The 24,777-nt window shown below is 72.8% G+C and carries 18 protein-coding genes; 6 read left to right on the forward strand and 12 right to left on the reverse strand.

The window, feature by feature from the left end; genetic code table 11:
* The first annotated feature begins 168 nt into the window (after positions 1 to 168).
* Positions 169 to 846, forward strand: coding sequence for an AIM24 family protein (locus CUT44_RS07035; RefSeq protein ID WP_100201296.1), 678 nt, complete (start codon positions 169 to 171; stop codon positions 844 to 846).
* Positions 847 to 1,731: 885 nt separating this feature from the next.
* Here CUT44_RS07035 and CUT44_RS07040 read toward each other — a convergent pair.
* Entirely contained in the window at positions 1,732 to 2,499 is a 768-nt protein-coding gene (locus CUT44_RS07040) for an HNH endonuclease family protein (RefSeq protein WP_408646721.1), read from the reverse strand.
* A 160-nt stretch (positions 2,500 to 2,659) separates the two neighbouring features.
* Between CUT44_RS07040 and CUT44_RS07045 the strand changes: the two genes are divergently transcribed.
* Positions 2,660 to 3,436, forward strand: a complete 777-nt coding sequence (locus CUT44_RS07045) for a hypothetical protein (protein ID WP_100201297.1) — start codon at positions 2,660 to 2,662, stop codon at positions 3,434 to 3,436.
* 77 nt (positions 3,437 to 3,513) lie between these two features.
* Here CUT44_RS07045 and CUT44_RS07050 read toward each other — a convergent pair whose 3' ends face one another.
* From CUT44_RS07050 to rpsA, 4 genes are all read right to left on the reverse strand, one after another.
* Positions 3,514 to 3,885, reverse strand: coding sequence for a tetratricopeptide repeat protein (locus CUT44_RS07050; protein ID WP_100201298.1), 372 nt, complete (start codon positions 3,883 to 3,885; stop codon positions 3,514 to 3,516).
* Between the two features lie 216 nt (positions 3,886 to 4,101).
* Complete coding sequence (gene coaE, locus CUT44_RS07055; RefSeq protein WP_100201299.1) at positions 4,102 to 4,710, reverse strand: dephospho-CoA kinase; 609 nt, start codon at positions 4,708 to 4,710, stop codon at positions 4,102 to 4,104.
* A gap of 146 nt (positions 4,711 to 4,856) precedes the next feature.
* On the reverse strand, positions 4,857 to 5,849 hold the full coding sequence (locus CUT44_RS07060; RefSeq protein ID WP_100201300.1) for a PAC2 family protein: 993 nt from the start codon (positions 5,847 to 5,849) through the stop codon (positions 4,857 to 4,859).
* A gap of 299 nt (positions 5,850 to 6,148) precedes the next feature.
* Positions 6,149 to 7,675: a 30S ribosomal protein S1 gene (rpsA, locus tag CUT44_RS07065; RefSeq protein WP_100201301.1), complete on the reverse strand. Its 1,527-nt coding sequence runs from the start codon at positions 7,673 to 7,675 to the stop codon at positions 6,149 to 6,151.
* Between the two features lie 423 nt (positions 7,676 to 8,098).
* Between rpsA and CUT44_RS07070 the strand changes: the two genes are divergently transcribed.
* Both CUT44_RS07070 and hrpB read left to right on the forward strand, forming a co-directional pair.
* The gene (locus tag CUT44_RS07070) at positions 8,099 to 8,923 is read left to right on the forward strand and encodes a class I SAM-dependent methyltransferase (RefSeq protein ID WP_100201302.1); all 825 of its coding nucleotides are present in this window, start codon (positions 8,099 to 8,101) and stop codon (positions 8,921 to 8,923) included.
* Positions 8,924 to 8,996: 73 nt separating this feature from the next.
* On the forward strand, positions 8,997 to 11,609 hold the full coding sequence (gene hrpB, locus CUT44_RS07075; protein WP_100201303.1) for an ATP-dependent helicase HrpB: 2,613 nt from the start codon (positions 8,997 to 8,999) through the stop codon (positions 11,607 to 11,609).
* Positions 11,610 to 11,633: 24 nt separating this feature from the next.
* Here hrpB and CUT44_RS07080 read toward each other — a convergent pair whose 3' ends face one another.
* Positions 11,634 to 13,010, reverse strand: coding sequence for a lytic murein transglycosylase (locus tag CUT44_RS07080; protein WP_332888255.1), 1,377 nt, complete (start codon positions 13,008 to 13,010; stop codon positions 11,634 to 11,636).
* A 350-nt stretch (positions 13,011 to 13,360) separates the two neighbouring features.
* Complete coding sequence (gene polA, locus CUT44_RS07085; protein ID WP_100201304.1) at positions 13,361 to 16,099, reverse strand: DNA polymerase I; 2,739 nt, start codon at positions 16,097 to 16,099, stop codon at positions 13,361 to 13,363.
* A gap of 174 nt (positions 16,100 to 16,273) precedes the next feature.
* Between polA and CUT44_RS07090 the strand changes: the two genes are divergently transcribed.
* Both CUT44_RS07090 and CUT44_RS07095 read left to right on the forward strand, forming a co-directional pair.
* The gene (locus CUT44_RS07090; RefSeq protein ID WP_100201305.1) at positions 16,274 to 18,595 is read left to right on the forward strand and encodes an FdhF/YdeP family oxidoreductase; all 2,322 of its coding nucleotides are present in this window, start codon (positions 16,274 to 16,276) and stop codon (positions 18,593 to 18,595) included.
* A gap of 49 nt (positions 18,596 to 18,644) precedes the next feature.
* Positions 18,645 to 19,118 (forward strand): PaaI family thioesterase, encoded by a 474-nt coding sequence (locus tag CUT44_RS07095; protein WP_100201306.1) that lies wholly within the window; start codon positions 18,645 to 18,647, stop codon positions 19,116 to 19,118.
* A gap of 76 nt (positions 19,119 to 19,194) precedes the next feature.
* Here the strand turns inward: CUT44_RS07095 and CUT44_RS07100 are convergent, their stop codons facing one another.
* The 5 genes from CUT44_RS07100 to CUT44_RS07120 all read right to left on the reverse strand — a co-directional run bounded on the left by CUT44_RS07100 (position 19,195) and on the right by CUT44_RS07120 (position 24,603).
* Entirely contained in the window at positions 19,195 to 19,962 is a 768-nt protein-coding gene (locus CUT44_RS07100; RefSeq protein WP_100201307.1) for an ABC transporter ATP-binding protein, read from the reverse strand.
* Complete coding sequence (locus CUT44_RS07105) at positions 19,959 to 20,924, reverse strand: ABC transporter ATP-binding protein (RefSeq protein ID WP_100201308.1); 966 nt, start codon at positions 20,922 to 20,924, stop codon at positions 19,959 to 19,961. Before CUT44_RS07105 ends, CUT44_RS07100 begins: the two co-directional genes overlap by 4 nt.
* Positions 20,921 to 22,300, reverse strand: coding sequence for a branched-chain amino acid ABC transporter permease (locus CUT44_RS07110; protein ID WP_332888256.1), 1,380 nt, complete (start codon positions 22,298 to 22,300; stop codon positions 20,921 to 20,923). The genes CUT44_RS07105 and CUT44_RS07110 overlap by 4 nt, the downstream gene beginning before the upstream one ends.
* The gene (locus tag CUT44_RS07115; protein WP_100201310.1) at positions 22,297 to 23,220 is read right to left on the reverse strand and encodes a branched-chain amino acid ABC transporter permease; all 924 of its coding nucleotides are present in this window, start codon (positions 23,218 to 23,220) and stop codon (positions 22,297 to 22,299) included. The genes CUT44_RS07110 and CUT44_RS07115 overlap by 4 nt, the downstream gene beginning before the upstream one ends.
* Before the next feature lie 222 nt (positions 23,221 to 23,442).
* Entirely contained in the window at positions 23,443 to 24,603 is a 1,161-nt protein-coding gene (locus CUT44_RS07120) for a branched-chain amino acid ABC transporter substrate-binding protein (protein WP_100201311.1), read from the reverse strand.
* Positions 24,604 to 24,777 lie beyond the last annotated feature (174 nt).

The raw sequence follows: 24,777 nt of genomic DNA on the forward strand, positions 1-24,777 counted from the left end.
GCCCCGCGGCCATGCGGTCCGCACCGCCATGAGCAGCCCGCTCGGCCGGGCCGGACGCGCGGAACGGAAGCCGGCGGGGCCCGCCGCCCAGCCGGCCGGGACCTTTCTCCGTCTCCCACCGCGCGCGGTGCCTTGGCGGGCGGCGGAACAGCGGGGAGCATACCTGCCATGCGCAGCGACATCTTCGCCTCCGAGAACACGGTCCGGCCCGCCACCTCCCCCGGTATGGCCCTGCAGAACCCCAAGTCGATCCGGTACGTGGTGAACGGCGAGTGCTACGCCCGGCAGGGGGCCATGATCGCCTTCCGCGGCAATCTGGCCTTCGAGAAGAAGGGCCAGGGAGTGGGGAACTTCATCAAGCGGTCGGTCACCGGGGAGGGGCTGGCCCTGATGGCCGTCCGCGGCCAGGGGGAGGCGTGGTTCGCCCACGAGGCCGCCAACTGTTTCATCATCGACTTCGACCCCGGTGACAGCCTCACCGTCAACGGGCGCAACGTCCTGTGCTTCGACGCGAGCCTCGGTTACGAGATAAAGGTCGTCAAGGGCGCGGGCATGGTCGGCGGCGGCCTGTTCAACAGCGTCTTCACCGGACAGGGCAAACTGGGCGTGATCTGCGAGGGCAGCCCCATCGTCATCCCCGTCGACCCGCAGCAGCCGGTCTTCGTCGACACCGACGCGGTCGTCGGCTGGAGCGCGCAACTCCAGACCTCCCTGCACCGTTCGCAGAGCTTCGGTTCGATGATCCGCGGTGGTTCCGGCGAGGCGGTGCAGCTCAGGCTGGACGGCCAGGGATTCGTGATCGTCCGCCCGAGCGAGGCGCGATCGGCGGCCCAGGCCGCGGGCTGACCGTCCGGCCGCCGGGAGCGGTCCGCACTCGTCATGGCGATACCCCCACCTCTTACCGGAAGCCTTCCGGATGTTCTTCGGAGAAATTTCCAACACCCGGCCGGAAACCCGCTATTGACGTCCGGTAACCACTTTCCGGGGCGCTTCCTCCCAGCCCGTCTCGCATTCTGGCTACCGGAAGAATTCCGGAAGAACGCATTGACGCTCACCCGCCCCGGGCCCATACTCCATACCGATCGTCGCCGATCGTCACGGATTCACATACCGCAGGCCCGGCACACCCGGACGATTCCCACGGTCCCGAGGAAGGGACAGCAATGGTCGGTCCACTCCTTTCCGAACCGGCGTCACCGAAGCCGCGACCGCGCGGCACCCGCCGTCCCGGGCCGTGCCGGTGAGGACTCCGGCGGCCCGGCGGGTTTCCGGGACCGGTTCCTGCCCGTTCCCCGACCCCGTCCGGCAGCCGGTGACACGGCGGCGTGGCGGTCTTCTCCCCGATCGCCACGCCGCCCGCCCTCCGGCGGGCTCCGCCGGGCGCACGGGTGCCCACAAGGGCCTGCCGGGGACGGGGCGGGGCCGATACGGTGTGAGGGTGCTGCCAACCCCCCGCTCCCCCTTCCCGTCGTCCCCCTCCCCCCGGCTGTGCTGTCTCAACGAGTCACTGCGGCGACGGCCGAGCCGGGTACGGTGCCGGCCGGTGCGCGAGAGGCGGCCCGGCGACCGTCCGCGGCCGGTGACCGCCCGCGGTACCGGTGCCGCCCGGTCCGTGGTCTGCCGCAGGCTGTGCGGTTACCCGGTACCGCCGCCCGGGGCTCCCTGACGGATGACGGACCGGAACCGGCGGACCAGCGGCCGCCGCTCCTCCCGGGCCCGGGGCGAGGCCGCTCAGTCCTCGCACTGCCGCAGCATCGCCGTCCGGTCCGCCGCCGTCACCGGCAGTCCGTACTCGAGCGCGACCTGCGCGAAGCGCACCGCGTAGGCACAGCGGACCTGCCTGTCCGGCGGCAGCCAGGCGGCCGGTCCGGAGTCGCTCTTGCGGCTGTTGGCCGCCCCGTCCACGGGCAGCAGGTTCAGCGGGTCGTTGGCGAACCGCTCGCGCCGGTCCTCCGGCCAGCGGGAGGCACCCAGCTGCCAGGCGTACGACAGCGGCACGACATGGTCGACCTGCACCTCGGCGGCGTCCTGCTTGCGCCACTCGATCGTCTTCCCGGTGTACGGGTCGGCCAGCGTCATGGAGACCACCACGCAGTCGGAGCCGGATCGGAAGCGCAGCTCCCGGCCGTCTCGTTTCAGCAGGTCGTTGCGGGTGTCGCAGCCGTTGCGCGCCAGCGGTACCCCGTCCACGGAGTCCTTCCAGGCGTACCCGAACTCGTCCCGGTCGTAGCCGGTCCTCGGCCCGCGCCCCTTGGTCACCAGCTCCCCGATGATCCTCCGCGCCTCCTCCCGCTCGGCCCCGGATCCGAGGGGCGCGAGGCCCGGCCCGGTGCCCTCCTCGTTCTCCAGCGGGCTGACCGCCCGGCCGTCCCCGGCGGAGGTGGACGGATCGGCGGAGGAGTCCTCCCCTCCGGGGTTCTCGCAGCCGGTCAGAGCGAGGGCGGCGGTCAGTACGAGGGCGGCGGTCGGAACGGTTCCGCGGCGGAGGTGTCGGGATATCACGTGGCGGTCCAGGGGTCGGCGGTACGGCGGGGCGTCGGTGCCCTGCCCATGCCAATACTGCCGCCTCGGGAACCCGGAAAACCCGGTTGCCCTCCGACCGGGGACAAAGGACGGTTGTGCCCGTCACAGTGCTTTTCGTCGACGGGGGTGTTCTGCCTTGACCAGCCACTTCGGCACCATCGGGCTTGAGGTCCACGACCGGGAGGAGTACGCCGGCCTGCTGCGGCGGCTGCACGGGCTGGGACATGCCGAGCCCGTCGGCCCGGGCCTGACCAGGGTGGTGTGGACGGGCACGGGCGGAGCGCGCGTGGAACTGGAGATCGACGAGGAGGGTGCGCTGACGTATGCCCTGCCCGCCCTGGTGCCCCGGGGAGCGCCGGTACCGGTGCGCGGGATCGCCCTGGCCCCGGACGGCACGGCACATGTGGAGCTCCTGGACGGCCCGGGCGGCGAGATGCTGTGTCCGCTGCCGGTGGAGCTGACCGACCGCGCGGAGCTGCGCGCCCTGGGCTGCGCCCCCGGCGGTGCGCCCACCGAGGGGACGCTGCGGCTTGGCGCGCTCGCCGAGCGGATCGCGCTGCACCCGGACGAGGCGGCGTACGACGCGGCGCAGGGCGACCGTGAGCCGAGGTTCGCGCCGGACTTCCTCATCCCCGCCGGGCTGTTCCGCCCGGACGACGCCGGTCCGGAGTGGGCACCGAGCCCTCATGCGCTGTTCGCGGGCGAGGTGGTGGCCGCCGAGCGCGCCGAGAGCGAGCTCACCGGCGGGGTGTTCCACCGGATCAGGGTGCGGACCGTCGGCGGGATCGAGGTGGACGTCGCCGCCGCCGACACCCAGCTGCCGCACTCCCCCGCGCCCGGCCAGTGGGCGGAGGGGGCGTTCTTCATGACCGGCTCCCTGGGACTGCCCGCGCCCTGGAGGGCGGGGCACTGACCGGGTGCCGCACCCGCCGGACGGGGACCATCACGGCGGATGCGGCACCCGGTCGGTGCCCGGCGGCGGAAGGCGGTTCAGGCCGCGCGGTCGCCGAACCGGGCGGCCTCCCAGAAGTCCGGCCGCGGGTCCAGCGCCGCCGCCAGCCGGAAGTGCCGCAGTGCCTCGTCCTCCCGGCCCGTGCGCTGCAGGGTGCGGCCGAGGGCGAAGTGGGCGAAGGAGTTGTCCGGCTCACGCTCCAGGACGAGCTGGAACTCCTCCTCGGCGGCGCGCAGCTGGGCGCTGAGGAAGAAGGCCCGGGCACGCAGCAGCCGGACGGAGGTCTTCTCCGGGAAGGCGCTGACCACCGACTCCAGGAGCTTCAGCGCACCCCTGGGGTCACGGGCGGCCAGCAGCTGCTCGGCGGCACGGTACTGGATGACATGGGTCTCTGGCGTGGTCTCGGGCACGTCGGCGCCTCCTCGCCCGGGATCGGCCGCGTACCTGGCGTGGCACGTCCGGGCGTGCCACATCCGCGGGATCACCGGTCCTGGGGTACGGGTTGTGGTTCCGGGGCGCCGCGGGAATCCCGGACGCCGCGGACACCGTGGTGTACCGCTACGGGAACGTTCCGCCACGCGGCCGTATTCCCCTGTCCGGGTGAGTCTTCCCGGGCCGGGGAGCGGTCAAGCCGCCCGGGCCCGCCCGCTCAGCCGCCGCCACACCTCCGCGACCCGTTCCCGTAGCTCCTCCGGCGAGCCGTCGTTGTCGATGACGATGTCCGCGGCCGCCAGCCGCCGCTCGCGTGTGGTCTGGGCCGCCATCCGGCTGCGGGCGTCCGCCTCGGTCATACCGCGCAGCCGCACCAGGCGGTCGAGCTGGGTGCCGGGCGAGGCGTCGACGACCACCACCACGTCGTAGTGGGGCATCAGGTCGTTCTCGACCAGCAGCGGCACGTCGTGGACGACGACCGCGTCCTCGGTGTCCTCGGCCGCCCGCTGGAGCTCGGCGGAGCGGGCCCCGACCAGGGGATGGACGATCGCGTTGAGGGCCTTCAGCCGCTCCGGGTCGCCGAAGACGACGGAGCCCAGCCGGGGGCGGTCCAGGGTGCCCTCCGCGGTGAGGAACTCCTCCCCGAACTCGGCCACCACGGCGGCGAGCCCCTCGGTGCCGGGCGCCACGACCTCACGGGCGATCCGGTCGGCGTCGATGATCACCGCTCCGTGCTCGCCGAGCAGCCGGGACACCTCGCTCTTGCCCGTGCCGATCCCGCCTGTCAGCCCCACCGAGAGCATGCTCACGCCTCCACCCGCTCGACCCGCTCGGTTCCGGTCAGCTCCCCCGCGCCCTGCGGCAGGACCTCGCGCCGCGAGTCGGGTCCCTCCCGGCCGCGACCGCCGTCCAGCCTATCGGAGCAGGTCGGCGGGCCGGCGCGGAGCGGTCAGGCGCCGGGGACGTCTCCGCCGCCGGCCGGGCCGGCACCGCCCTCGCCGTCTCCACCGCCCTCGTGCTCGGCGAGGAAGCGTTCGAAGACCTCGCCGAGCTCCTCGGCGGACGGCAGCTCCATGGGCTCGGCCACCAGGTTGCCGCGGGTCTCGGCTCCGACTATGGCGTCGTACTGCTGCTCCAGTCCTCTCACGACCGCGACCAGCTCCTCGTCCCCCGCCGCCAGTTGCCGCTCGATCTCGTCACGCACCCGGTGTGCTTCGGTGCGCAGCGCGTGGGTGACCTCGGGCAGGACCAGGCCGGTGGCCGCGGTGATCGACTCGACGACGGCCAGGGCGGCGTCGGGGTAGGCGGAGCGGGCCAGGTAGTGCGGAACGTGCGCGGCGAAACCCAGCACGTCGTGGCCCGCCTCGGCCAGCCGCAGCTCCAGCAGCGCTGCCGCGCTGCCCGGCACCTGGGCCTCGTCGAAGGGGCTGGGACGGGCGGGTGTCAGATCGGTGCGGTTGCCGTGCGGCGTGAGGCCGACGGGCCGGGTGTGGGGGACGCCCATGGGGATTCCGTGAAAGGTCACCGCGAGCCGTACGCCGAGCCGCTCGGTGATCTGGCGCACCGCAGCGGTGAACCGCTCCCACTCCACATCCGGTTCGGGGCCCGTGAGCAGCAGGAAGGGAGTGCCGGTGGCATCCCGCAACAGGTTCAGTTCCAGCCGGGGCCTCTCGTAGGACGCCCAGTGGTCACGCCGGAAGGTCATCACCGGGCGACGGGCGCGGTAGTCGACGAGCCGGTCCACGTCGAAACGGGCGACGGTCTCATATGGCCGGTCGTCCAGCAGCCGCTCGGTGACCTGGCCGCCGGTCTCCCCGGCGTCGATGAAGCCCTCGAAGTGGTAGAGCATGACGAGCCCGGCACTGCCCGGCCCTCCGCCGGCCGCCTCGCTCTCCTTCAGTCCCTCGGAATCCCACTCGTACAGCTCCTGCGGATCCAGCACTGACGCCCCTCCGTGTCGCTCCTGTCTGCCGGTAACACCGGACACCGAAGGCGCATTCCCGCACTCGGGTGCCCCGGGGCCCCGGGTGTCCGCGGGGAGGTGCGCCACCTGCCCGGAGCCGGACGGCCGGGAACCGCCGCCGGATGATCACGATGGTGCCACGTCCGGCTCCGGAACACACCGCAGGGCCCCCTCCCCGGCCGGGGAGGGGGCCCTGCTTGTCCGGTGTTCGTCCGAGCGTCCGGTGTCCGTCCGGTACCACTCGGTCAGGCGCCGCGCCGTGTCTGCCGACCCTCGGGTCAGCTCTGGCCGCCCGCGAGCTTCTCGCGGAGGGCTGCCAGGGCCTCGTCCGAGGCGAGGGCACCGGAGTTGTCGCCCGACTCCGAGGAGTACGAGCCACCGCCGCCGCCACCGCCGCCGCCCTGCTGGCCGCCGCCGGTACCGCCGCCGGCAGCGCCGCTGGTCCCCTCGGCCTCCGCCTGCGCGTCGGCCTCACGGGACTTGAGCACCTGCGCCTGGTGCTGCTCGAAGCGCTGCTGCGCCTCGGCGTACTGGCGCTCCCACTCCTCGCGCTGCTTCTCGTAGCCCGGCAGCCAGTCGTTGGCCTCCGGGTCGAAGCCCTCGGGGTAGATGTAGTTGCCCTGGTCGTCGTAGGACGCGGCCATGCCGTACAGGGTCGGGTCGAACTCGACCGCCATCGGGTCGGGCCCGAAGGACTCGTTGGCCTGCTTCAGCGAGAGGCTGATCCGGCGACGCTCCAGGTCGATGTCGATGACCTTGACGAAGATCTCGTCGTTGACCTGGACGACCTGCTCGGGAATCTCCACGTGGCGCTCGGCCAGCTCGGAGATGTGGACCAGGCCCTCGATGCCCTCGTCGACCCGGACGAACGCACCGAACGGCACCAGCTTGGTGACCTTGCCGGGGACGACCTGGCCGATCTGGTGAGTCCGGGCGAACTGCTGCCACGGGTCCTCCTGCGTCGCCTTCAGCGACAGGGAGACCCGCTCGCGGTCCATGTCGACGTCCAGGACCTCGACCGTGACCTCCTGGCCGACCTCGACCACCTCGGACGGGTGGTCGATGTGCTTCCAGGACAGCTCGGAGACGTGGACCAGACCGTCCACACCGCCCAGGTCCACGAAGGCGCCGAAGTTGACGATCGAGGAGACGACGCCGGACCGCACCTGGCCCTTCTGCAGGGTGGTGAGGAAGGTCTGGCGGACCTCGGACTGGGTCTGCTCCAGCCAGGCGCGGCGGGAGAGAACCACGTTGTTGCGGTTCTTGTCCAGCTCGATGATCTTCGCCTCGAGCTCCTTGCCGACGTACGGCTGGAGGTCGCGGACCCGGCGCATCTCCACCAGGGAGGCCGGAAGGAAGCCGCGGAGGCCGATGTCGAGGATCAGGCCGCCCTTGACGACCTCGATGACGGTACCGGTGACGATGCCGTCCTCTTCCTTGATTTTCTCGATGGTGCCCCAGGCACGTTCGTACTGGGCGCGCTTCTTCGAGAGAATCAGGCGGCCCTCCTTGTCCTCCTTCTGGAGGACCAGGGCCTCGATCTCGTCGCCGACGGCGACGACCTCGTTCGGATCGACGTCGTGCTTGATCGACAGCTCTCGGGAAGGGATGACACCTTCGGTCTTGTAACCGATGTCGAGCAGGACCTCGTCCCGGTCGACCTTCACGATGACGCCGTCGACGATGTCGCCGTCGTTGAAGTACTTGATCGTCTCGTCGATCGCGGCGAGGAAGGCTTCCTCGGAACCGATGTCGTTAACCGCAACCTGCGGGGTGGTCACGGTGGTCTCGGTGCTGCTCGTCATGTGGAAAAGGGCTCCGGTACGGACATTGAAATCGTAGGTACTGCCACGCCGTGAGCCCTTATCGCACTGCCGAAGCCGGACAGCCTGAGAGGCACCTGTACAGATCTCCGAGGAAATCACCAGCGCCTCGACAACCGAGGGGACATGCAACAGAACGAGCGCGACCTGCTCCGTCCGAGGCGCGCAGGCTCGCAGCGCAACTTGTAGCATACGGGGGCAGCCGGGCATGGTCAATGCGCGAACGAGTACACCTTGGACTTACCTTCCCATACCCGGCACATGTCGCCGCGTCCCACGGCCGGTCCCCCCGGTTCCGCACCGGTTCCGCCGGTCCCCGGGCGGCGCATCCCACCGCACAGGCCACGACGACGGACGGCACGGACCAGCCATGAACCCCAGCACGGACGCCGGCACGGACGCCGCATGAACCAGGATGACGAGCCCCGGCCCGCGCGCCGCCACGCGGACGGAACGGAGAGCAGCAGGGCGAGCCGGAGCTGGTGGGACCGGAACGCCGACGACTACCAGCGCGAGCACGGCACCTTCCTCGGCGGCACCGGCGGCGGCCGCTTCGTGTGGGGCCCGGAGGGGCTGGACGAGGAGCGGGCCGGGCTGCTGGGCCCGGTGGCGGAGCTGGCCGGGCGGTCCGTGCTGGAGATCGGCGCCGGGGCCGCCCAGTGCTCGCGCTGGCTGGCGGCGCGGGGCGCACGGCCGGTGGCGCTGGACATCTCCCACCGGCAGCTGCGGCACGCGCTGCCCGCCGGCCCGGGTGCCGGGCCGGCCTTCCCTCTGGTCCAGGCGGACGTGGGGGCACTCCCGTTCGCCCCCGGCTCCTTCGACCTGGCGTGCTCCTCCTACGGCGCGCTGCCCTTCGTCGCCGACCCGGTACGGGTGCTGCGCGAGGTGCACCGCGTCCTGCGGCCGGGCGCCCGGTGGGTGTTCTCGGTGACCCACCCGATCCGCTGGGCCTTCCCCGACGAGCCCGGGCCGGAGGGACTGACGGCCACCTCCTCCTACTTCGACCGCACCCCCTACGTGGAGCAGGACGAACGCGGGCGGGCGGTCTACGTCGAGCACCACCGCACCCTCGGCGACCGGGTGCGCGACCTGGTCGCCGCCGGCTTCCGGCTGGTGGACCTGGTGGAGCCGGAGTGGCCCGCGGAGAACCGGCAGGAGTGGGGCGGCTGGTCACCGCTGCGCGGGCGGCTGATCCCGGGCACGGCGGTCTTCGTCTGCGAGCGCGGCTGAGCCCCGCGGAGCCCGGGGGCGCCGCGCCGGCGGGGCGGGACGACGGGGCGGGACGACGGGACAGAATGGCGACATGCCCCTGCGGACCGACGCCCTCGACCGGCTGCCCGTGCGCTCCGTCCTGCCCGCCCTGGCGGACGCGCTGACCACGCGCGGGGCGGCCGTGCTGTCCGCGCCGCCGGGCACGGGCAAGACCACGCTGGTGCCGCTCGCCCTGGCCGGACTGGTCTCCCCCGGCACCGGGAGCGCCCGGAGCGCCAAAGACGTCCGGCGCGTGGTGGTGGCCGAGCCGCGCCGTATCGCGGTGCGGGCCGCGGCACGCCGGATGGCCTGGCTGCTGGGCGAGCGGGTGGGCGAACGGGTCGGCCTCACCGTGCGCGGGGAGCGAGTGGTGGGACCCGGGTGCGTGGTGGAGGTGGTCACCACCGGAGTGCTGCTCCAGCGGCTCCAGCGCGACCCGGAGCTGCCGGGGGTGGACACGGTGATGCTGGACGAGTGCCACGAACGGCACCTGGACGCGGACACCGCCGCCGCCTTCCTGCTGGACGTACGGGCCGCGCTGCGGCCGGAGCTGCGCCTGGTCGCCGCCTCGGCCACCACCGACACCGAGGCCTGGGCCCGGCTGCTGGACGCGCCGGTGGTGGCGGCCCCCGGTGTGGCACACCCGGTGCGGACGGTGTGGGCGCCGCCCACCGGAGCACGCCCGGTGCGCCCCGCGCACGGCACCCGGGTGGACCCGGCCCTGCTCGCCCATGTCGCGGACACCGTGCGGCGGGCGCTGCGGGAGGAGGACGGCGATGTGCTGTGCTTCCTGCCCGGCGTCGGGGAGATCGCGCGGGTGGCCGCGCTGCTGGGAGCCGGCGGCGCGGGAGGAGCCGGTACGGACGCCGAGGTGCTCCAGGTGCACGGCCGGGCTCCGGCCGCCGTCCAGGACGCGGTGCTGGCCGGCTCCGCCGGACGGCGCCGGGTGGTGCTGGCCACCGCGGTCGCGGAGTCCAGCCTGACGGTGCCGGGAGTGCGGGTGGTGGTGGACTCCGGGCTGGCCCGTGAGCCGCGCACCGACCACGCCCGCGGCCTCGGCGCGCTGACGACGGTGCGGGTCTCGCGGGCCTCGGCCGAACAGCGCGCGGGCCGGGCCGGGCGCGAGGCGCCGGGCGTGGTGTACCGCTGCTGGACCGAGGCCGGGCACGGGCGGCTGCCGCGTTTCCCCTCCCCCGAGATCGCGGTCGCGGACCTCACCCCGTTCGCCCTCCGCGCGGCGTGCTGGGGCGATCCGGACGCGCGCGGTCTGGCCCTGCCGGACCCGCCGCCGGCCGGGGCGATGGCCGCGGCCCGCGAGGTGCTGCGCGCGATCGGCGCCGTGGACGGTGACGGACGGGCCACCGGGCGCGGCAGGCGGATGGCCGCGACGGGTCTGCACCCCCGGCTGGCCCGCGCCCTGCTGGACGGCGCGTCCCTGGTGGGGGCGCGCCGCGCGGCGGAGGTGGTGGCGCTGCTGAGCGAGGAACCGCCCCGGGAGTACGGCACGGAGGTCGCGGCCGTCTGGCGCGCCGCGCGCCGCGGCGGGGACGGGTACACCGCCCGCTGGCGCCGGGAGACACGCCGGCTGGTGGCGGCCCTGCCCGGACCGGACGGGGCCGGACCGGCGGACGCCGCGGCAGCGGCGGGGACACCGGACGACACGGCCGCGGGGCTGGTGGTGGCGCTGGCCTACCCCGAGCGGGTGGCACGCTCCCGCGGCGAACGGACGTATCTGATGGTCTCCGGGACCCGGGCGGAGACCGCCCCCGACTCCGGGCTGCGTGACGTTCCCTGGCTGGCGGTCGCCGCCGCGGACCGGCCGGTGGGCTCGGCCTCCGCCCGGATACGGCTGGCCGCGGTGATCGACGAGGACACCGCGCGGCGGGCCGCCGGGGCGCTGTACTCCGAGGACGAGGAGGTCGGGTGGTCGGCGCCGCGGCGCGGCGCCGGGGATGTCACCGCCCGGCGGGTGGCACGGCTGGGCGCGGTCGAACTGGCCGCCGCACCACTGGAGCGGCCGGACCCCGCGCTGGTGCGGACGGCGCTGCTGGACGGGCTCCGGAGCGAGGGACCGGGGCTGCTGCGCTGGACCCGCGAGGCCCTCTCGCTGCGACAGCGGCTGGCCTTCCTCCACCGGGAGCTGGGTGAGCCCTGGCCCGAAGTGTCGGACGCGGCACTGCTGGCGCGGGCGGAGGAGTGGCTGGGCCCGGTGCTGGGAGCCGCCCGGCGCCGGGACGATCTGGCACGGGCGGACGCCGGGCGGCTGCTGACCGCCCTGCTGCCGTGGGCCACCGGTGAGGCCGCCCGGCTGGAGGAACTGGCACCGGAACGGGTCGAGGTGCCCTCCGGGTCACGGATCCGGGTGGACTACGGCGGTGAGCGGCCGGTCCTGGCGGTCAAGCTGCAGGAACTGTTCGGCTGGCGTGAGGCGCCGCGGCTGGCCGGGGGGCGGGTACCGCTGCTGGTGCACCTCCTGTCGCCCGCCGGGCGGCCCGCCGCGGTGACGGCGGACCTGGCATCGTTCTGGCGCGACGGCTACCGCTCGGTGCGGGCCGAACTGCGCGGCCGCTACCCCAGGCACCCCTGGCCCGAGGACCCGGCGACGGCGCAACCGACCCGGCGTACGACGGCCGCGGCACGCGGCGGAACGGGCCGGGCCCGCTGACGCGCGGGGTGGCCCGTCAGTGCGTCAGTCCGGGCGTCCGGAGGTGGACAGGCTGATGGACGGGGTGGGCGTGGAGGCCGGCTCGCCGTCGCTGTCCTCCTCGCCGTCCTCCTCGTCCTCGCCGTCCTCCTCGTCCTCTTCGCCGCAGGGGTCCTCCTCCGGCTCCTCGGGATCGCCGGACTCCTCCTCGCCGTCCTCGCCGTCCTCGCCTTCATCGGCGGTCCCGGTGGGGGTGGGAGTGGGAGTGGGAGTGGGAGTGGGAGTGGGGGTTCCGGAGGGCTCGCCGGGCTCGGTGGGCGTGGGCTCCGGCTCCACCGGGCAGACGGGCGGCTCACCGGGGTCGGTCGGCTCACCCGGGTCAGTGGTACCGGGATCGGTCGGCTCACCCGGGTCAGTGGTACCGGGATCGGTCGGCTTGACGGGGTTGCTGGGCTTGACGGGCTCGACGCTGCCCTCTTCCGTGACTCCTGGCTTGGGCGCGGTGGTGCCCTTGTCCTTCTCCCTGCCCTTGCCGTCCTCGTCCCCGCCACGCTCCGGGCCGCCCGGATCGGCCTGCGGGCGGGAGGTGGAGTCGGTGACCGGCTCGGAGGACGGCCGGGCGGGCCGGCGCTCGTTGCCCGCGCCGGGGGTCACGGGCAGCACACCCTCGCCGTCGGGCACCTCGTGGACGCCCTTGCGGTAGTACTCCAGCCAGGACAGCACCGTGCGCAGGTACTCCCGGGAGCGGTTGTAGCTGAGAACGGCCTGTTCCAGATCGCCCGGCCGGGACAGGTCCCGGTCGTTGGCACACAGGTAGCGCCCCGCGGCGAGCGCGGCGTCGTAGATGTTGTTGGGGTCCTCGCGGCCGTCGCCGTTGCCGTCCGCGCCCCAGCTCTTCCAGGTGGACGGGATGAACTGCATCGGTCCGACAGCCCGGTCGTACCGGGTGTCGCCGTCGTGCGCGCCGTTGTCGGTGTCGGAGATGTGCGCGAAGCCCACACCGTTGAGGGCGGGACCCAGGATCGGCCTGAGGGTGGTGCCCCGGGAGTCCACCGCACCGCCGCGGGCCTGACCGGACTCCACCTTGCCTATCGCGGCGAGGAGTTGCCAGGGCAGGTTGCAGCCGGGCCGCTCGACGTTCATCGTCCGCTCCGCCTGCTTGTAGGCGGCCAGGACGGTGGCGGGTATGCCCGCCTCGGCGGCGCCGGGGTCCCCCGGCAGGATGTTGGAGGCACCGGGCCTGTCCGGCTTGACCAGCGGCGGAAGCTCCGTGTGGTACGGGGAGTCGCCGTCGGCGGGCAGATCGGGCAGCTCCGGGGAGGAGGTGTTGTCCCTGCCGCCGGGCTGGACCAACTCCAGACCGGGCCCCTGCGAAGCGGTGAGCGCGGCCATCGCCGCCGCCGCGACCGCGGTGCTGGTCACGCCCCTCCGGACCCTGCCCCCGAGACGAGCCGACATCTGACAGACCCCTCCACGCTGCTGTTCCGTTGTCCCGTGTCACCACGCCAACGGCACGTCCTGCTTGCCGTGCGCCCGTGCTTCCTCGCCGTGCGCCCCGCCCGCCGGCCGCTCCGCCTCACCACGGGTCCCCGTGCTTCCCCGGGTGCGGCAACGCTCGTGACGTTACGGCAAGTTCGGCACCCGATCCACCACATCCCGCCACCGTGCCCCAATGGGCACCGCCGTTCCACCGGATGTTCACCACCGCCCACCGCGACCGGGCGGACAGACGGACAGAGGGTCCTCCGCGGCCGGCCCCGGTCCGGAACCGCTCAGTGAGCGGCCTCCTCCCAGTTCCCCCCGGAACCGACGGACACGTCCAGCGGCGCCCGCAGCCGGACCGCCCCGGCCATCTCGCGCCGCACCAGTTCCTCCACCCGCTCCCGCTCGCCCGGGGCGACCTCCAGCACGATCTCGTCGTGCACCTGGAGCAGCATCCGCGAGCGCAGTTCCGCTCCGGCCAGCGCCCGGTCCACCTTCAGCATCGCGATCTTCACGATGTCCGCGGCGGTGCCCTGGATCGGGGCGTTGAGCGCCATCCGCTCGGCCATCTCGCGGCGCTGCCGGTTGTCGCTGTTGAGGTCGGGCAGATAGCGGCGGCGGCCGAGGATGGTGGAGGTGTAGCCGGTGGCCCGCGCCTCCTCCACCACCCGGTACAGATAGTCGCTGACCCCGCCGAAGCGCTCGAAGTAGGCGTCCATCAGCCGGCGCGCCTCCTCGGCCGTGATGCCCAGCTGCTGCGAGAGGCCGAACGCCGACAGCCCGTAGGCGAGTCCGTACGACATGGCCTTGATCTTGCGGCGCATCTCCGGGTCCACCCGGTCCTTGGGCACCCCGAAGACCTGGGAGGCCGCCGTGGTGTGGAGGTCCTCACCGGAGGTGAACGCCTCGATCAGGCCCTCGTCCTCCGAGAGATGGGCCATCACCCGCAGCTCGATCTGGCTGTAGTCGGCCGTCAGCAGCGCCTCGTAGCCCTCGCCGACCACGAAGCCCCGGCGGATGGCCCGGCCCTCGTCGGTGCGCACCGGGATGTTCTGCAGGTTCGGGTCGGTCGACGACAGCCGCCCGGTCGCGGCGACCGTCTGGTTGAAGGTGGTGTGGATACGGCCGTCGGCGGCGATCGTCTTGATCAGCCCCTCGACGGTGGTGCGCAGTCTGGACTGCTCGCGGTGGCGCAGCATGATCACCGGCAGTTCGTGCTCGGTCTGCCCCGCCAGCCACGCCAGCGCGTCCGCGTCCGTGGTGTACCCCGTCTTGGTCCGCTTCGTCTTCGGCAGGCCCAGCTCGCCGAAGAGCACCTCCTGCAGCTGCTTGGGCGAACCGAGGTTGAACTCGCGGCCCACCGAGGCGTGCGCCTCCCGCACCGCCTGCTGGACGGCCGCGGCGAACTGCTGCTCCATGTCCTCCAGCCAGGACCGGTCCGCGGCGATCCCGGCCCGCTCCATACGCGCCAGCAGCTCGGAGACCGGCAACTCCACGTCCTTGAGCAGCTCGGCCGCGCCCACCTGGTCCAGCCGTCCGGCCAGCGCACCGCCCAGGTCGAGGATGGTGCGGGCCCGGCCCATCAGGGCGTCCGCCTCGGCCTGCTCGTCCATGCCGAAGGCCAGCTGCCCGTCGCTCTCGACGGCCCGGGCCGGCTCCCGGCCCAGGAACTCCACCGACAGCGCGTCCAGCGCGAAGGAACGGCGACCCGGCTGCACCAGATAGGCGGCGAGCGCGGTGTCCGTCTCCACCCCGGCGATCCGCCAGCCCTGCTCCGCGAAGACCCGCATCGCCGCCTTGGCGTCGTGCAGGACCTTCGGCCGCTTGCCGTCGGCGAGCCAGTCGGCGAACGCCTTCTCGTCGGCCTCGTCCAGCCCGGCGGGGTCGAACCACACCGCCGGGCCCCCGGCGGTGGCCAGGGCGATCTCGGTGACACCGCCCGCACCGAGCTCCCAGGTGTCGACGGCGGCCATCCCCAGCGGCCCGGCGCCGGGCGCGGCGTGCTCCGCCAGCCAGGGCGCCAGCTCGCCGGCGCCCAGCACCGCCCCGTCGACCTCGACCCCGTCCGCCGGGGCCGTCTCCTCCTGGGCCGCCCCCGGGTCCACCGCGTACAGCCGGTCGCGGAAGTTGGTGTTGCGGAACTCCAGGGAATCCAGCACCGTCGCCAGCTCGTCGCGGTCGTACGGCGTCCGCGCCAGATCCGCCGGGGCGGACGGCAGCGGCACGTCGCACACCAGCTCCGTCAGCCGCCGGTTGAGGCGGACGGAGTCCAGGTGCTCGCGCAGCTTCTCCCCGACCTTGCCCTTGACCTCGTCGGCGCGCTCCAGCAGCTCCGCCAGGGAGCCGAACTGCCGGATCCACTTCGCGGCCGTCTTCTCCCCCACACCGGGGATACCGGGCAGGTTGTCCGACGGGTCACCGCGCAGCGCGGCGAAGTCCGGGTACTGCCGCGGCGTCAGACCGTACTTCTCCTCGACCATCGAAGGGGTGAAGCGCGTCAGCTCCGACACCCCGCGGGTGGGGTACAGCACCGTGACCGCGTCGGCGACGAGCTGGAAGGAATCCCGGTCGCCGGTGACGATCGACACCTGGAAGCCCTCGTCCGCCGCCCGGGTGGCCAGGGTGGCGATGATGTCGTCCGCCTCGTAGCCCTCCACCGCGAACCGCGGCACCTTCATCGCGTCCAGCAGCTGGCCGATCAGCTCGACCTGCCCCTTGAAACCGTCCGGGGTCTTGGCGCGGTTCGCCTTGTAGTCGGCGAACTCCCCGGTGCGCCAGGTCGTGCGCGACACGTCGAAGGCGACCGCCAGGTGGGTGGGTGCCTCGTCCCGCAGGGTGTTCGCCAGCATCGAGGCGAATCCGTAGACGGCGTTCGTCGGCTGTCCCGTGGTGGTGGAGAAGTTCTCCTCGGGCAGCGCGTAGAACGCCCGGTAGGCGAGGGAGTGCCCGTCCAGCAGGAGCAGGCGCCTCCCCGGTGACGCTGCCGGTGCCGTCGGTGCCGCGGTCGCTGTCGATGCTTTGTCTGCCACGCCCCGATCCTGCCATGGAGCACCGACAATCCCGTCCCCGGACCACCCGCACGGCGCCGCCGCACACCGGTGGGAGACGGGATCCGCCGCGCGGCGCGCGGACAGGCACGAGCGGCACGCGGACAGGCACGGGCGGGTGCCGTTCCCCACCGGCCCGTGGCAGGATCGGCGGCCATGAAGCGCAAGCCGCCCGAGACCGATCCCGTCCAGGACGCCCCCCGGGTCGGCGCACCGCGCCGCTCCGCCGCCGGGCTGCCCGCCGTCGCCCACTCCCTGCGCACGGCACAGCGGCAGATGGGCACGCGGCGCACCGCGCTGACCCTGCTCGGCGTCAACCAGGACGGCGGCTTCGACTGCCCCGGCTGCGCCTGGCCGGAGCCGGAGCGGCGGCACCGGGCCGAGTTCTGCGAGAACGGCGCCAAGGCCGTCGCCGAGGAGGCCACCCTCCAGCGCGTCACCCCCGCCTTCTTCGCGGAGCACCCGGTGGCCGACCTCGCCCGCCGCTCCGGCTACTGGCTGGGCCGGCAGGGGCGGCTGACCCACCCGATGTACCTGGCCGAGGGCGCCGACCACTACGAGCCGGTCGGCTGGGAGCGGGCCCTCGACATCGTCGCCGGGGAACTGGACGCCCTCGACTCCCCCGACGAGGCCCTCTTCTACACCTCCGGCCGCACCAGCAACGAGGCCGCCTTCCTCTACCAGCTCTTCGCCCGCTGCTTCGGCACCAACAACCTGCCCGACTGCTCCAACCTGTGCCACGAGTCCTCCGGCGCGGCCCTGACCGAGACCCTCGGCGTCGGCAAGGGCAGCGTGCTGCTGGAGGACCTGCACCGCGCCGACCTGATCATCGTCGCCGGGCAGAACCCGGGCACCAACCACCCGCGGATGCTCTCCGCGCTGGAGAAGGCCAAACGGGGTGGGGCGCGGATCATCGCCGTCAACCCGCTGCCCGAGGCCGGTCTGGAGCGGTTCGACAACCCGCAGACCCTGCGCGGCCTGGCCGGCCGCGGCACGGCGCTCACCGACCTGTTCCTGCAGATCCGGCTCGGCGGCGACCAGGCGCTCTTCCGCGAGCTGTGCCGCCGGGTCATCGAGGCCGACGGCGGGGTCGACGAGGCGTTCGTCCGCGAGCACACCCACGGCTACGAGGAGTTCGCCGCGGCCGCCCGCGCCACCGATCCGGCGGAGGTGCTGCGTGCCACCGGCCTGGCGGCGGCCGACATCGACCGCGCCGCCGAGCTGGTGCTGGCCTCGGAGCGCACCGTGGTGTGCTGGGCCATGGGCCTGACCCAGCACAAGCACGCCGTGCCCACCATCCGGGAGGTCGTCAACCTGCTGCTGCTGCGGGGGGCCGTCGGCCGCCCCGGCGCCGGGGTCTGCCCGGTGCGCGGCCACAGCAACGTCCAGGGCGACCGCACCATGGGCATCGTCGAGAAACCCGCACCGGCCCTGCTGGACGCCATGGAGGGGGAGTTCGGCGTCCCCATGCCGCGCGAGCACGGCCTGGACGCGGTGAACGCCGTCCGCGCCCTGCGCGACGGGCGGGCGAAGGTGTTCTTCGCCCTGGGCGGCAACTTCGTCGCCGCCTCCCCCGACACCTCGGTGACCGAGGCAGCGATGCGGCGGGCCCGGCTGACCGTGCACGTGTCCACCAAGCTCAACCGCTCGCACTGCGTCACCGGCGCCCGCGCCCTGATCCTGCCCGTCCTCGGCCGCACCGAGCGGGACGTCCAGGCCACCGGCGAGCAGTTCGTCACCGTCGAGGACTCCATGGGCATGGTCCACGCCTCCCGCGGCCGGCTGGCCCCCGCGGGCGGGCACCTGCTGTCCGAGCCCGCCCTGGTCTGCCGGCTGGCCCGCCGCGTACTGGGCCCGGACCACTCGGTGCCCTGGGAGGAGTTCGAGGCCGACTACGCCGCGATCCGCGACCGCATCGCCCGTGTCGTCCCCGGCTTCGAGGACTTCAACGCCCGCGTCGCCCGGCCCGGCGGCTTCACGCTGCCCCACGCCCCGCGCGACGAACGCCGCTTCCCCACCGCCACCGGGAAGGCCAACTTCACCGCCGCGCCCCTTCAGTACCCGCGCCTGCCACCCGGACGGCTGCTGCTGCAGACACTGCGCTCCCACGACCAGTACAACACCACGGTCTACGGCCTCGACGACCGTTACCGCGGCATCACCGGAGGCCGCCGCGTGGTGCTCGTCCACCCCGCCGACGCCGACGCCCTCGGCCTGCCCGACGGGTCGTACGCCGACCTCACCGGCGAGTGGGACGACGGCGTGGAGCGCACCGCGCCCGGTTTCCGCGTCGTCCACTACCCCACCGCACCCGGCTGCGCCGCCGCCTACTTCCCCGAGACCAACGTCCTGGTCCCCCTCGACGCCACCGCCGACGTCAGCAACACCCCCGCCAGCAAATCCGTGGTGATCCGCCTCACCCCGTGCGCGGACCCCCGCCCGGCCGCCGGCGGGCCGGCCTCTGATAAGACGGTGTAGCACGGGTGCAGCACACGCCCAGCACCGCGTACGACGATCGGAGCCGGCCATGGACGAGCAGCGGACCAGCAGCGTCTTCCCGCGGGAGATCCTCGACCGGTGGGCCGGACTCGGCATCGACCTGCCCGCCCTGTTCTCCGCCGGGCACCTGGGCGAGCGCATGGGCCTGACGATCACCGAGGCCTCCCCCGAGAAGGTCGTCGGCACCCTCCCCGTGGAGGGCAACACCCAGCCCTACGGACTGCTGCACGGCGGCGCCTCCGCCGTCCTGGCCGAGACTCTCGGCTCGGTCGGCGCCATGCTCCACGGCGGCCCCGGCAGGCTCGCCGTCGGGGTGGACCTCAGCTGCACCCACCACCGCTCACTGCGCTCCGGCACCGTCACCGGCACCGCCGTACCGCTGCACCGCGGCCGGACCACCGCCACCTACGACATCGCCGTCACCGACGAGCAGGGCCGGCGGGTGTGCTCCGCCCGGCTCACCTGTCTGCTGCGCGACGCCCCGGCCGACGCGTACCGCTGACGACGGCACCGGACCACCGGCCCGCACGGCGGTACGGCGGGCGGTGGTGGTGCCGCCCGCCGTACCGCCGGAGCCGCTACGCGGCGCCCTCGCCCAGATACGCCGCCCGCACCCGGGGATCGGAGAGCAGCCCGGCGGCCTCGCCCTCCATCACCACCGAACCCGTCTCCAGCACATAGCCGCGGTCCGCCATCCGGAGCGCCTGCGCGGCGTTCTGCTCCACCAGCAGCACCGTGGTGCCCTGCTCGTTGATCTCCCGCAGGATGTCGAAGATCTGCCGCACGATCAGCGGCGCCAGACCCATCGACGGCTCGTCCAGCAGCAGGATCTCCGGCTTGCCCATCAGCGCGCGGCCGATCGCCAGCATCTGCTGCTCACCGCCGGAGAGCGTCCCGCCGAGCTGGCTCCTGCGCTCCCCCAGCCTCGGGAAGAGCGTGAACACCCGGTCCATGACCTCCTTGTCGGCGGTCTTGAACCGGTAAGCCCCCATCTGGAGGTTCTCCCGCACCGTCATCCGCGGGAAGACCCGGCGTCCCTCGGGGACGTGGCCGATGCCGAACCGGACCAGGTCGTGCGACTTGATGCCGTCGACCCGCTCCCCGTGCAGCAGCACCTGCCCCTCACGCGGGGTGATCATCCCGGAGGCCGTCCGCAGGGTGGTCGACTTCCCCGCGCCGTTGGCACCGAGCAGCGCGACCACCTCACCGCGGCGGACCGTCAGATTGACGCCCTTGAGCGCCTCGATGGCGCCGTAGAACACATGCAGGTCGCGGAGCTCGAGCACCACCGGAGAGGTCGGCTCGCCGCGCCCGGTCTCCTTCTTCAGCTGCGTGCCGCCGCTCATTCGCGCTCCTCGCCGTCCCGTGCCCGCTCCCCGGACCCACCGGTCCCGGTGCCGTCGTCGGCGCCGGTGCCGTGACCGGCCTCCGCCTCCGCCACCACCTCCGCGACCGCGGCCTTCTCGTCCTCGGCCGCCGCGCCCAGATACGCCTCGATCACCGCCGGGTCCCGCTGGACCTCGGACGGGGACCCCTCGGCGATCCTCCTGCCGAAGTTGAGCACCATCACCCGGTCCGCCACCGACATCACCAGCCGCATGTCGTGCTCGATCAGCAGCACGCTCACGCCCAGCTCGGTGTTGATCCGCCGGATCAGCTCCTCCAGCTCCAGCTTCTCCGTCGGGTTGGTGCCCGCCGCCGGCTCGTCCAGCAGCAGCACCTCCGGGTCGGTCGCCAGCGCCCGCGCGATCTCCAGCCGCCGCTGGTCGCCGTAGCTCAGCGACCCGGCCAGCTCGTTGATCCGGTCGAGCAGCCCGACGAACGACAGCACCTCGTGCGCCCTGCGGTCACTGGCACGTTCCGCCCGCCGCGCGTTCGGCAGCCCCAGCATCACCGACACCGGACCGGCCGTCAGCCGCGTCTCCGCCGCGATCTTGACGTTCTCCAGCGCCGTCAGCGCGCCGAACAGCCGGATGTTCTGGAAGGTGCGCGCCAGACCCAGCCGGCTCACCACATGCGGTTTGCGCCCCAGCAGGGAGTGCTCCCCGCCGGCCCGCGGCCGGAAGACGATCCTTCCCTCCTGCGGTACGTACGCACCGGTCAGCGAGTTGAACAGCGAGGTCTTGCCCGCGCCGTTGGGCCCGATGACCGCCAGCACCTCACCGCGCCGCATCCGCAGCCCGATGTCGTCCAGGCTGGTCAGACCGCCGAACCGCAGCGTCACACCCGACGCCTCCAGCACGGTGCCGTCGGCGTCCGCGGCCGCTCCCGCCGGCCCCCGGTCCGTCTTCCTCACCTCGGTGCTCACTGCCGCCTGCCTTCCGCCGGGCCGGTCGCGTCCGCTCCGCCGATCCCCGCCTCCGCCATCGAAAGCTCACGCTTGCGGCGGCGGGAGGGCCACACGCCCTGCGGCCGGTAGATCATCATGATGACGAGCAGGGCGCCCAGGTACATGTAGCGGTCCTTGGGATCCACCCAGTCCCGCAGTGCCTCCGGCAGCCACACCAGGAACGCGGCGCCGAACAGCACGCCCGGGATCGAGCCCATGCCGCCGAAGATGACATACGCCAGCACCAGGATCGACAGCAGGATCGCGAAGTTCTCCGGGTTGAAGTAGCCCGCCTTGCTCGCGTACGCCACACCCGCCACACCGGAGGTCGACGCGCCGATGGCGAACGCCATCAGCTTGTACCGCACCGTGTTCACGCCCGTCGCCGCCGCGGCCACCTCGTCCTCGCGGACCGCGGTCCAGGCCCTGCCCACCTTGGAGTGCTCCAGCCGCAGGAACAGGAAGATGGCCAGCACCGTGAACCCGATCAGCAGCCAGTAGTACGGCATCGGGTCCAGCTTCCACTCGTAGGAGAAGAAACCCAGGTCGACGCTGAACCGCTCGACCTTGACACCGCGCGCGCCCTCCGTGACGCCCTCGGCGTTCTTCGCCAGCAGATAGACGATCTCGTGGAAACCGAGCGTCACGATCGCCAGGTAGTCACCGCGCAGCCGCAGCGTCGGCGCGCCCAGGATCACCCCCGCCACCAGACAGGTCACCACCGCGATCGGCAGCACCAGGAAGTTGTTCAGCGCCACCGGCGGCTGGACCGGCAGCGAGCCCGTCCAGTACGCCGCGCTGTACGCGCCGATGGCGAAGAACGCGATGAAGCCCAGGTCCAGCAGCCCCGCCCAGCCGATCACCACGTTCAGGCCGATCGCCAGCAGCACGAAGATGGCGATCTGGTCCACCAGCACCTGCTGCCAGTACCGCTCCACCCCCAGCGGCCCGAACACCACCAGCGCCAGCAGCGCCGTCAGCACCCCCGCACGCACCCGGCGGTCCGTCTCCCAGCGGCGCCGCGCCTCGCCGAGCGGGCCCGACGCCGTCCGCCTGGTCCACCGCACCGCGCCGCTCGTCTGCTCGGCGAGGAACTCGCGCGCCGCCCACACGGCCACCGCGACCGCCACCCAGATCCACAGCGCGGGCCCGGTGAAGTCCTCGCGCAGCGCGAAGAACAGGTCCCGGGTGGTGCCCTCCTCACCGGTCACCAGGGTGAGGGTCACCGCGACCGCCAGCAGCGCGCCCAGCCGCCGCCAGCGCGGCTCCTGGTACCAGCGCGTCCGCCGCAGCCGGGCGGCCGCCGACGGCGCGGACTCCGGGGGCCGCGCCGAGGTCGAGGTCTTCATGCTCATGCCGTCCTCCCCAGACGCTCACCGAGAATGCCGGTCGGACGGACCATCAGCACCAGCACCAGCACCACGAAGGCCCCGACATAACGCCAGTCGTCGCCCCACAGACCCACCGTCATGGTCTCCACCACGCCCAGCAGCAGACCGCCGAGCATCGCGCCGCGCACATTGCCGATACCGCCCAGCACCGCCGCGGCGAAGGCCGTGATACCCGGCAGGAAGCCCATCGTGTACCAGACCTGGCTGTTCGCGCCGAACAGGAAGCCGGCCGCGCCGCCCAGCAGACCGCCGAGCACGAACGTCCGGGACACCACCTTGTCGATGTCCACACCCATCAGCGACGCGACCTCCGGGTCCTGCGCCACCGCGCGGATGCCCGAACCCATCTTCGTGCGGTTCACCACGTAGTCCAGACCGAGCATCATCGCCACCGCCGACCCCAGGATCAGCAGCTGTGTGATGGTCAGCTCCGCGCCGAAGACCGACACCACCCGCCTGTTCTCGTACATCGACGGCATCGGCAGCGGATTGCGGCCGAACAGCTTGCCCGCCAGGTTGTACAGGAAGAACGAGGCACCGATCGCGGTGATCAGGAACACCAGCCGGGGCGCGTGGTGTCTGCGCAGCGGCCGGTAGGCCACTCTCTCCAGCCCGAACGCGACCGCGCCGCCCAGCGCGGCCCCCGCCAGCATGCCGACCGCGACATAGCCGACGGAGCCCAGCCCGGTGGGAGTCGTCTCCGGTATCAGGGCGGTCAGGGCCAGCAGGCCCCCGTAACCACCGAACATGAAGACCTCGCTGTGCGCGAAGTTCAGAAGCTGCAGCACGCCGTAGACCAGCGTGTAACCGATGGCGATGACGGCGTAGAGACTGCCGAGCACCACCCCTAGGACGAGAAAGTCCCAGAACTCACTGAGGGACATCGAACTGTCTTCCTTGTGGGAATGTGCCGCCGTGCCGTGCGTTCGGCACCGGACAGGCGGCGTCGGGAGGAAGGCGGCGGACGCGGCGCCCGGACCCCGGGGACCAGGGCAGGGGCAGCAGGAGGGGGAGGAACGCCCGCCGGGGTGTCACACCGGGCGGCGCGGCGGGACCGGTCCCCCGGACCCCGCCGCGCCGCCCGGACACAAGCGCCGGCCGGGACCTCAGCCCGCCAGCTCGTCGATGTTGCCCTGGTACTCGATGGCGTCACCCTTGACCTGGTACATGTAGATGGTCTGGTTGGTGAACTCGCCCTTGTCGTCGAAGGAGAACTCCTTCGTCAGTCCCTTGTACTTCACCCCGCGCAGGGCCTCCATCAGCGCCTCGCGCTCGACGCCGCCCTCCGCGTGGAGCTTCTCGATCTCCTCGACGATCATGTTGGCGACGTCGTACGACTCGGCCGAGTACGTGCCCGGAGCCTGCTTGAACTCCTTCTCGTAGTCCGCGGCGAACTTCTTCGTCGCGTCCTCCTTGGTGGCGTCCGTGCACGGGCAGGTCAGGTACCAGCCGTCCGAGGCATCGCCGGCCAGCTCGATGAACTGCGCGTCGTTGGTGCCGTCGCCCGACATCGCGACCCCGTCGAAACCCGCCTCCTTGAGCTTCGTCGCGAACGGACCCGCGTCCTGGTAGTAACCCGCGTAGACCAGGGCGTCCGGGCTGTTCTTGAGAACGTTCTTCGCCGCGGCGCTGTAGTCCGGGGTCTTCTGCGGGACGCTCTGGCGCACCACGCTGACACCGGCGGCCTTCAGGTCCTTCTCGGCGACGTCCGCCAGCCCGATGCCGTAGTCGGTCTTGTCGTCGACCACCACGACCTTCTTGGCGCCGACCTTGCCGGCCAGGAACTTCGCCATGCCGGCGCCCTGGGCGCTGTCGTTCGGCACCGCCCGCAGGAACGTCTCGTAGCCCTTGGTCGTCAGGTCCGGGCGCGTCGCCGACGACGACACCGCCGCCAGCCCGACCGCCCCGTACACCTCGGCGGCGGTGTCCGCCGGGCCGGAGAACGCCGGACCGATCACCGCGACCACGTCGGTGTCGTCGATCGCCTTCTGCGCGGCGGTCGTCGCCTTGTCCGGCAGGCCCTGGTCGTCCACCGGCAGGTACTCGATCTCGAAGTCCAGCTCGTCCGAGGCGTTCGCCTGGTCGATGGCGAGCTTGATGCCGTTCTCCATGTTCTGGCCGAGCTGGACGTTGTCGCCGGAGAGCGGGCCCTGGAAAGCGATCTTGTAGACGTCGCCGCCGCTGCCGCTGTCCCCTCCGCATCCCGTGAGCGCAAGCGCGCCGACGGCCATCGGAATGGCCAGCTTGACGATGGTCTTGTTGAGCACGTGGTACCCCCTGAGCCAGCTCAGATCACGACGACCGCCGAACCCTCCGGCGTCGCAGTCCGCACATACATGCGGCGTGGCCCGGAATCTATTGCCCGAGAAGCTGACCAGATAGGGCAGAGCGACAGATGTGATCTCCCTGTGACCTCTGCCATGCGCCGGAAACAGAACAGT

The organism is Streptomyces carminius (assembly GCF_002794255.1).
Classification (GTDB): Bacteria; Actinomycetota; Actinomycetes; order Streptomycetales; family Streptomycetaceae; genus Streptomyces; species Streptomyces carminius.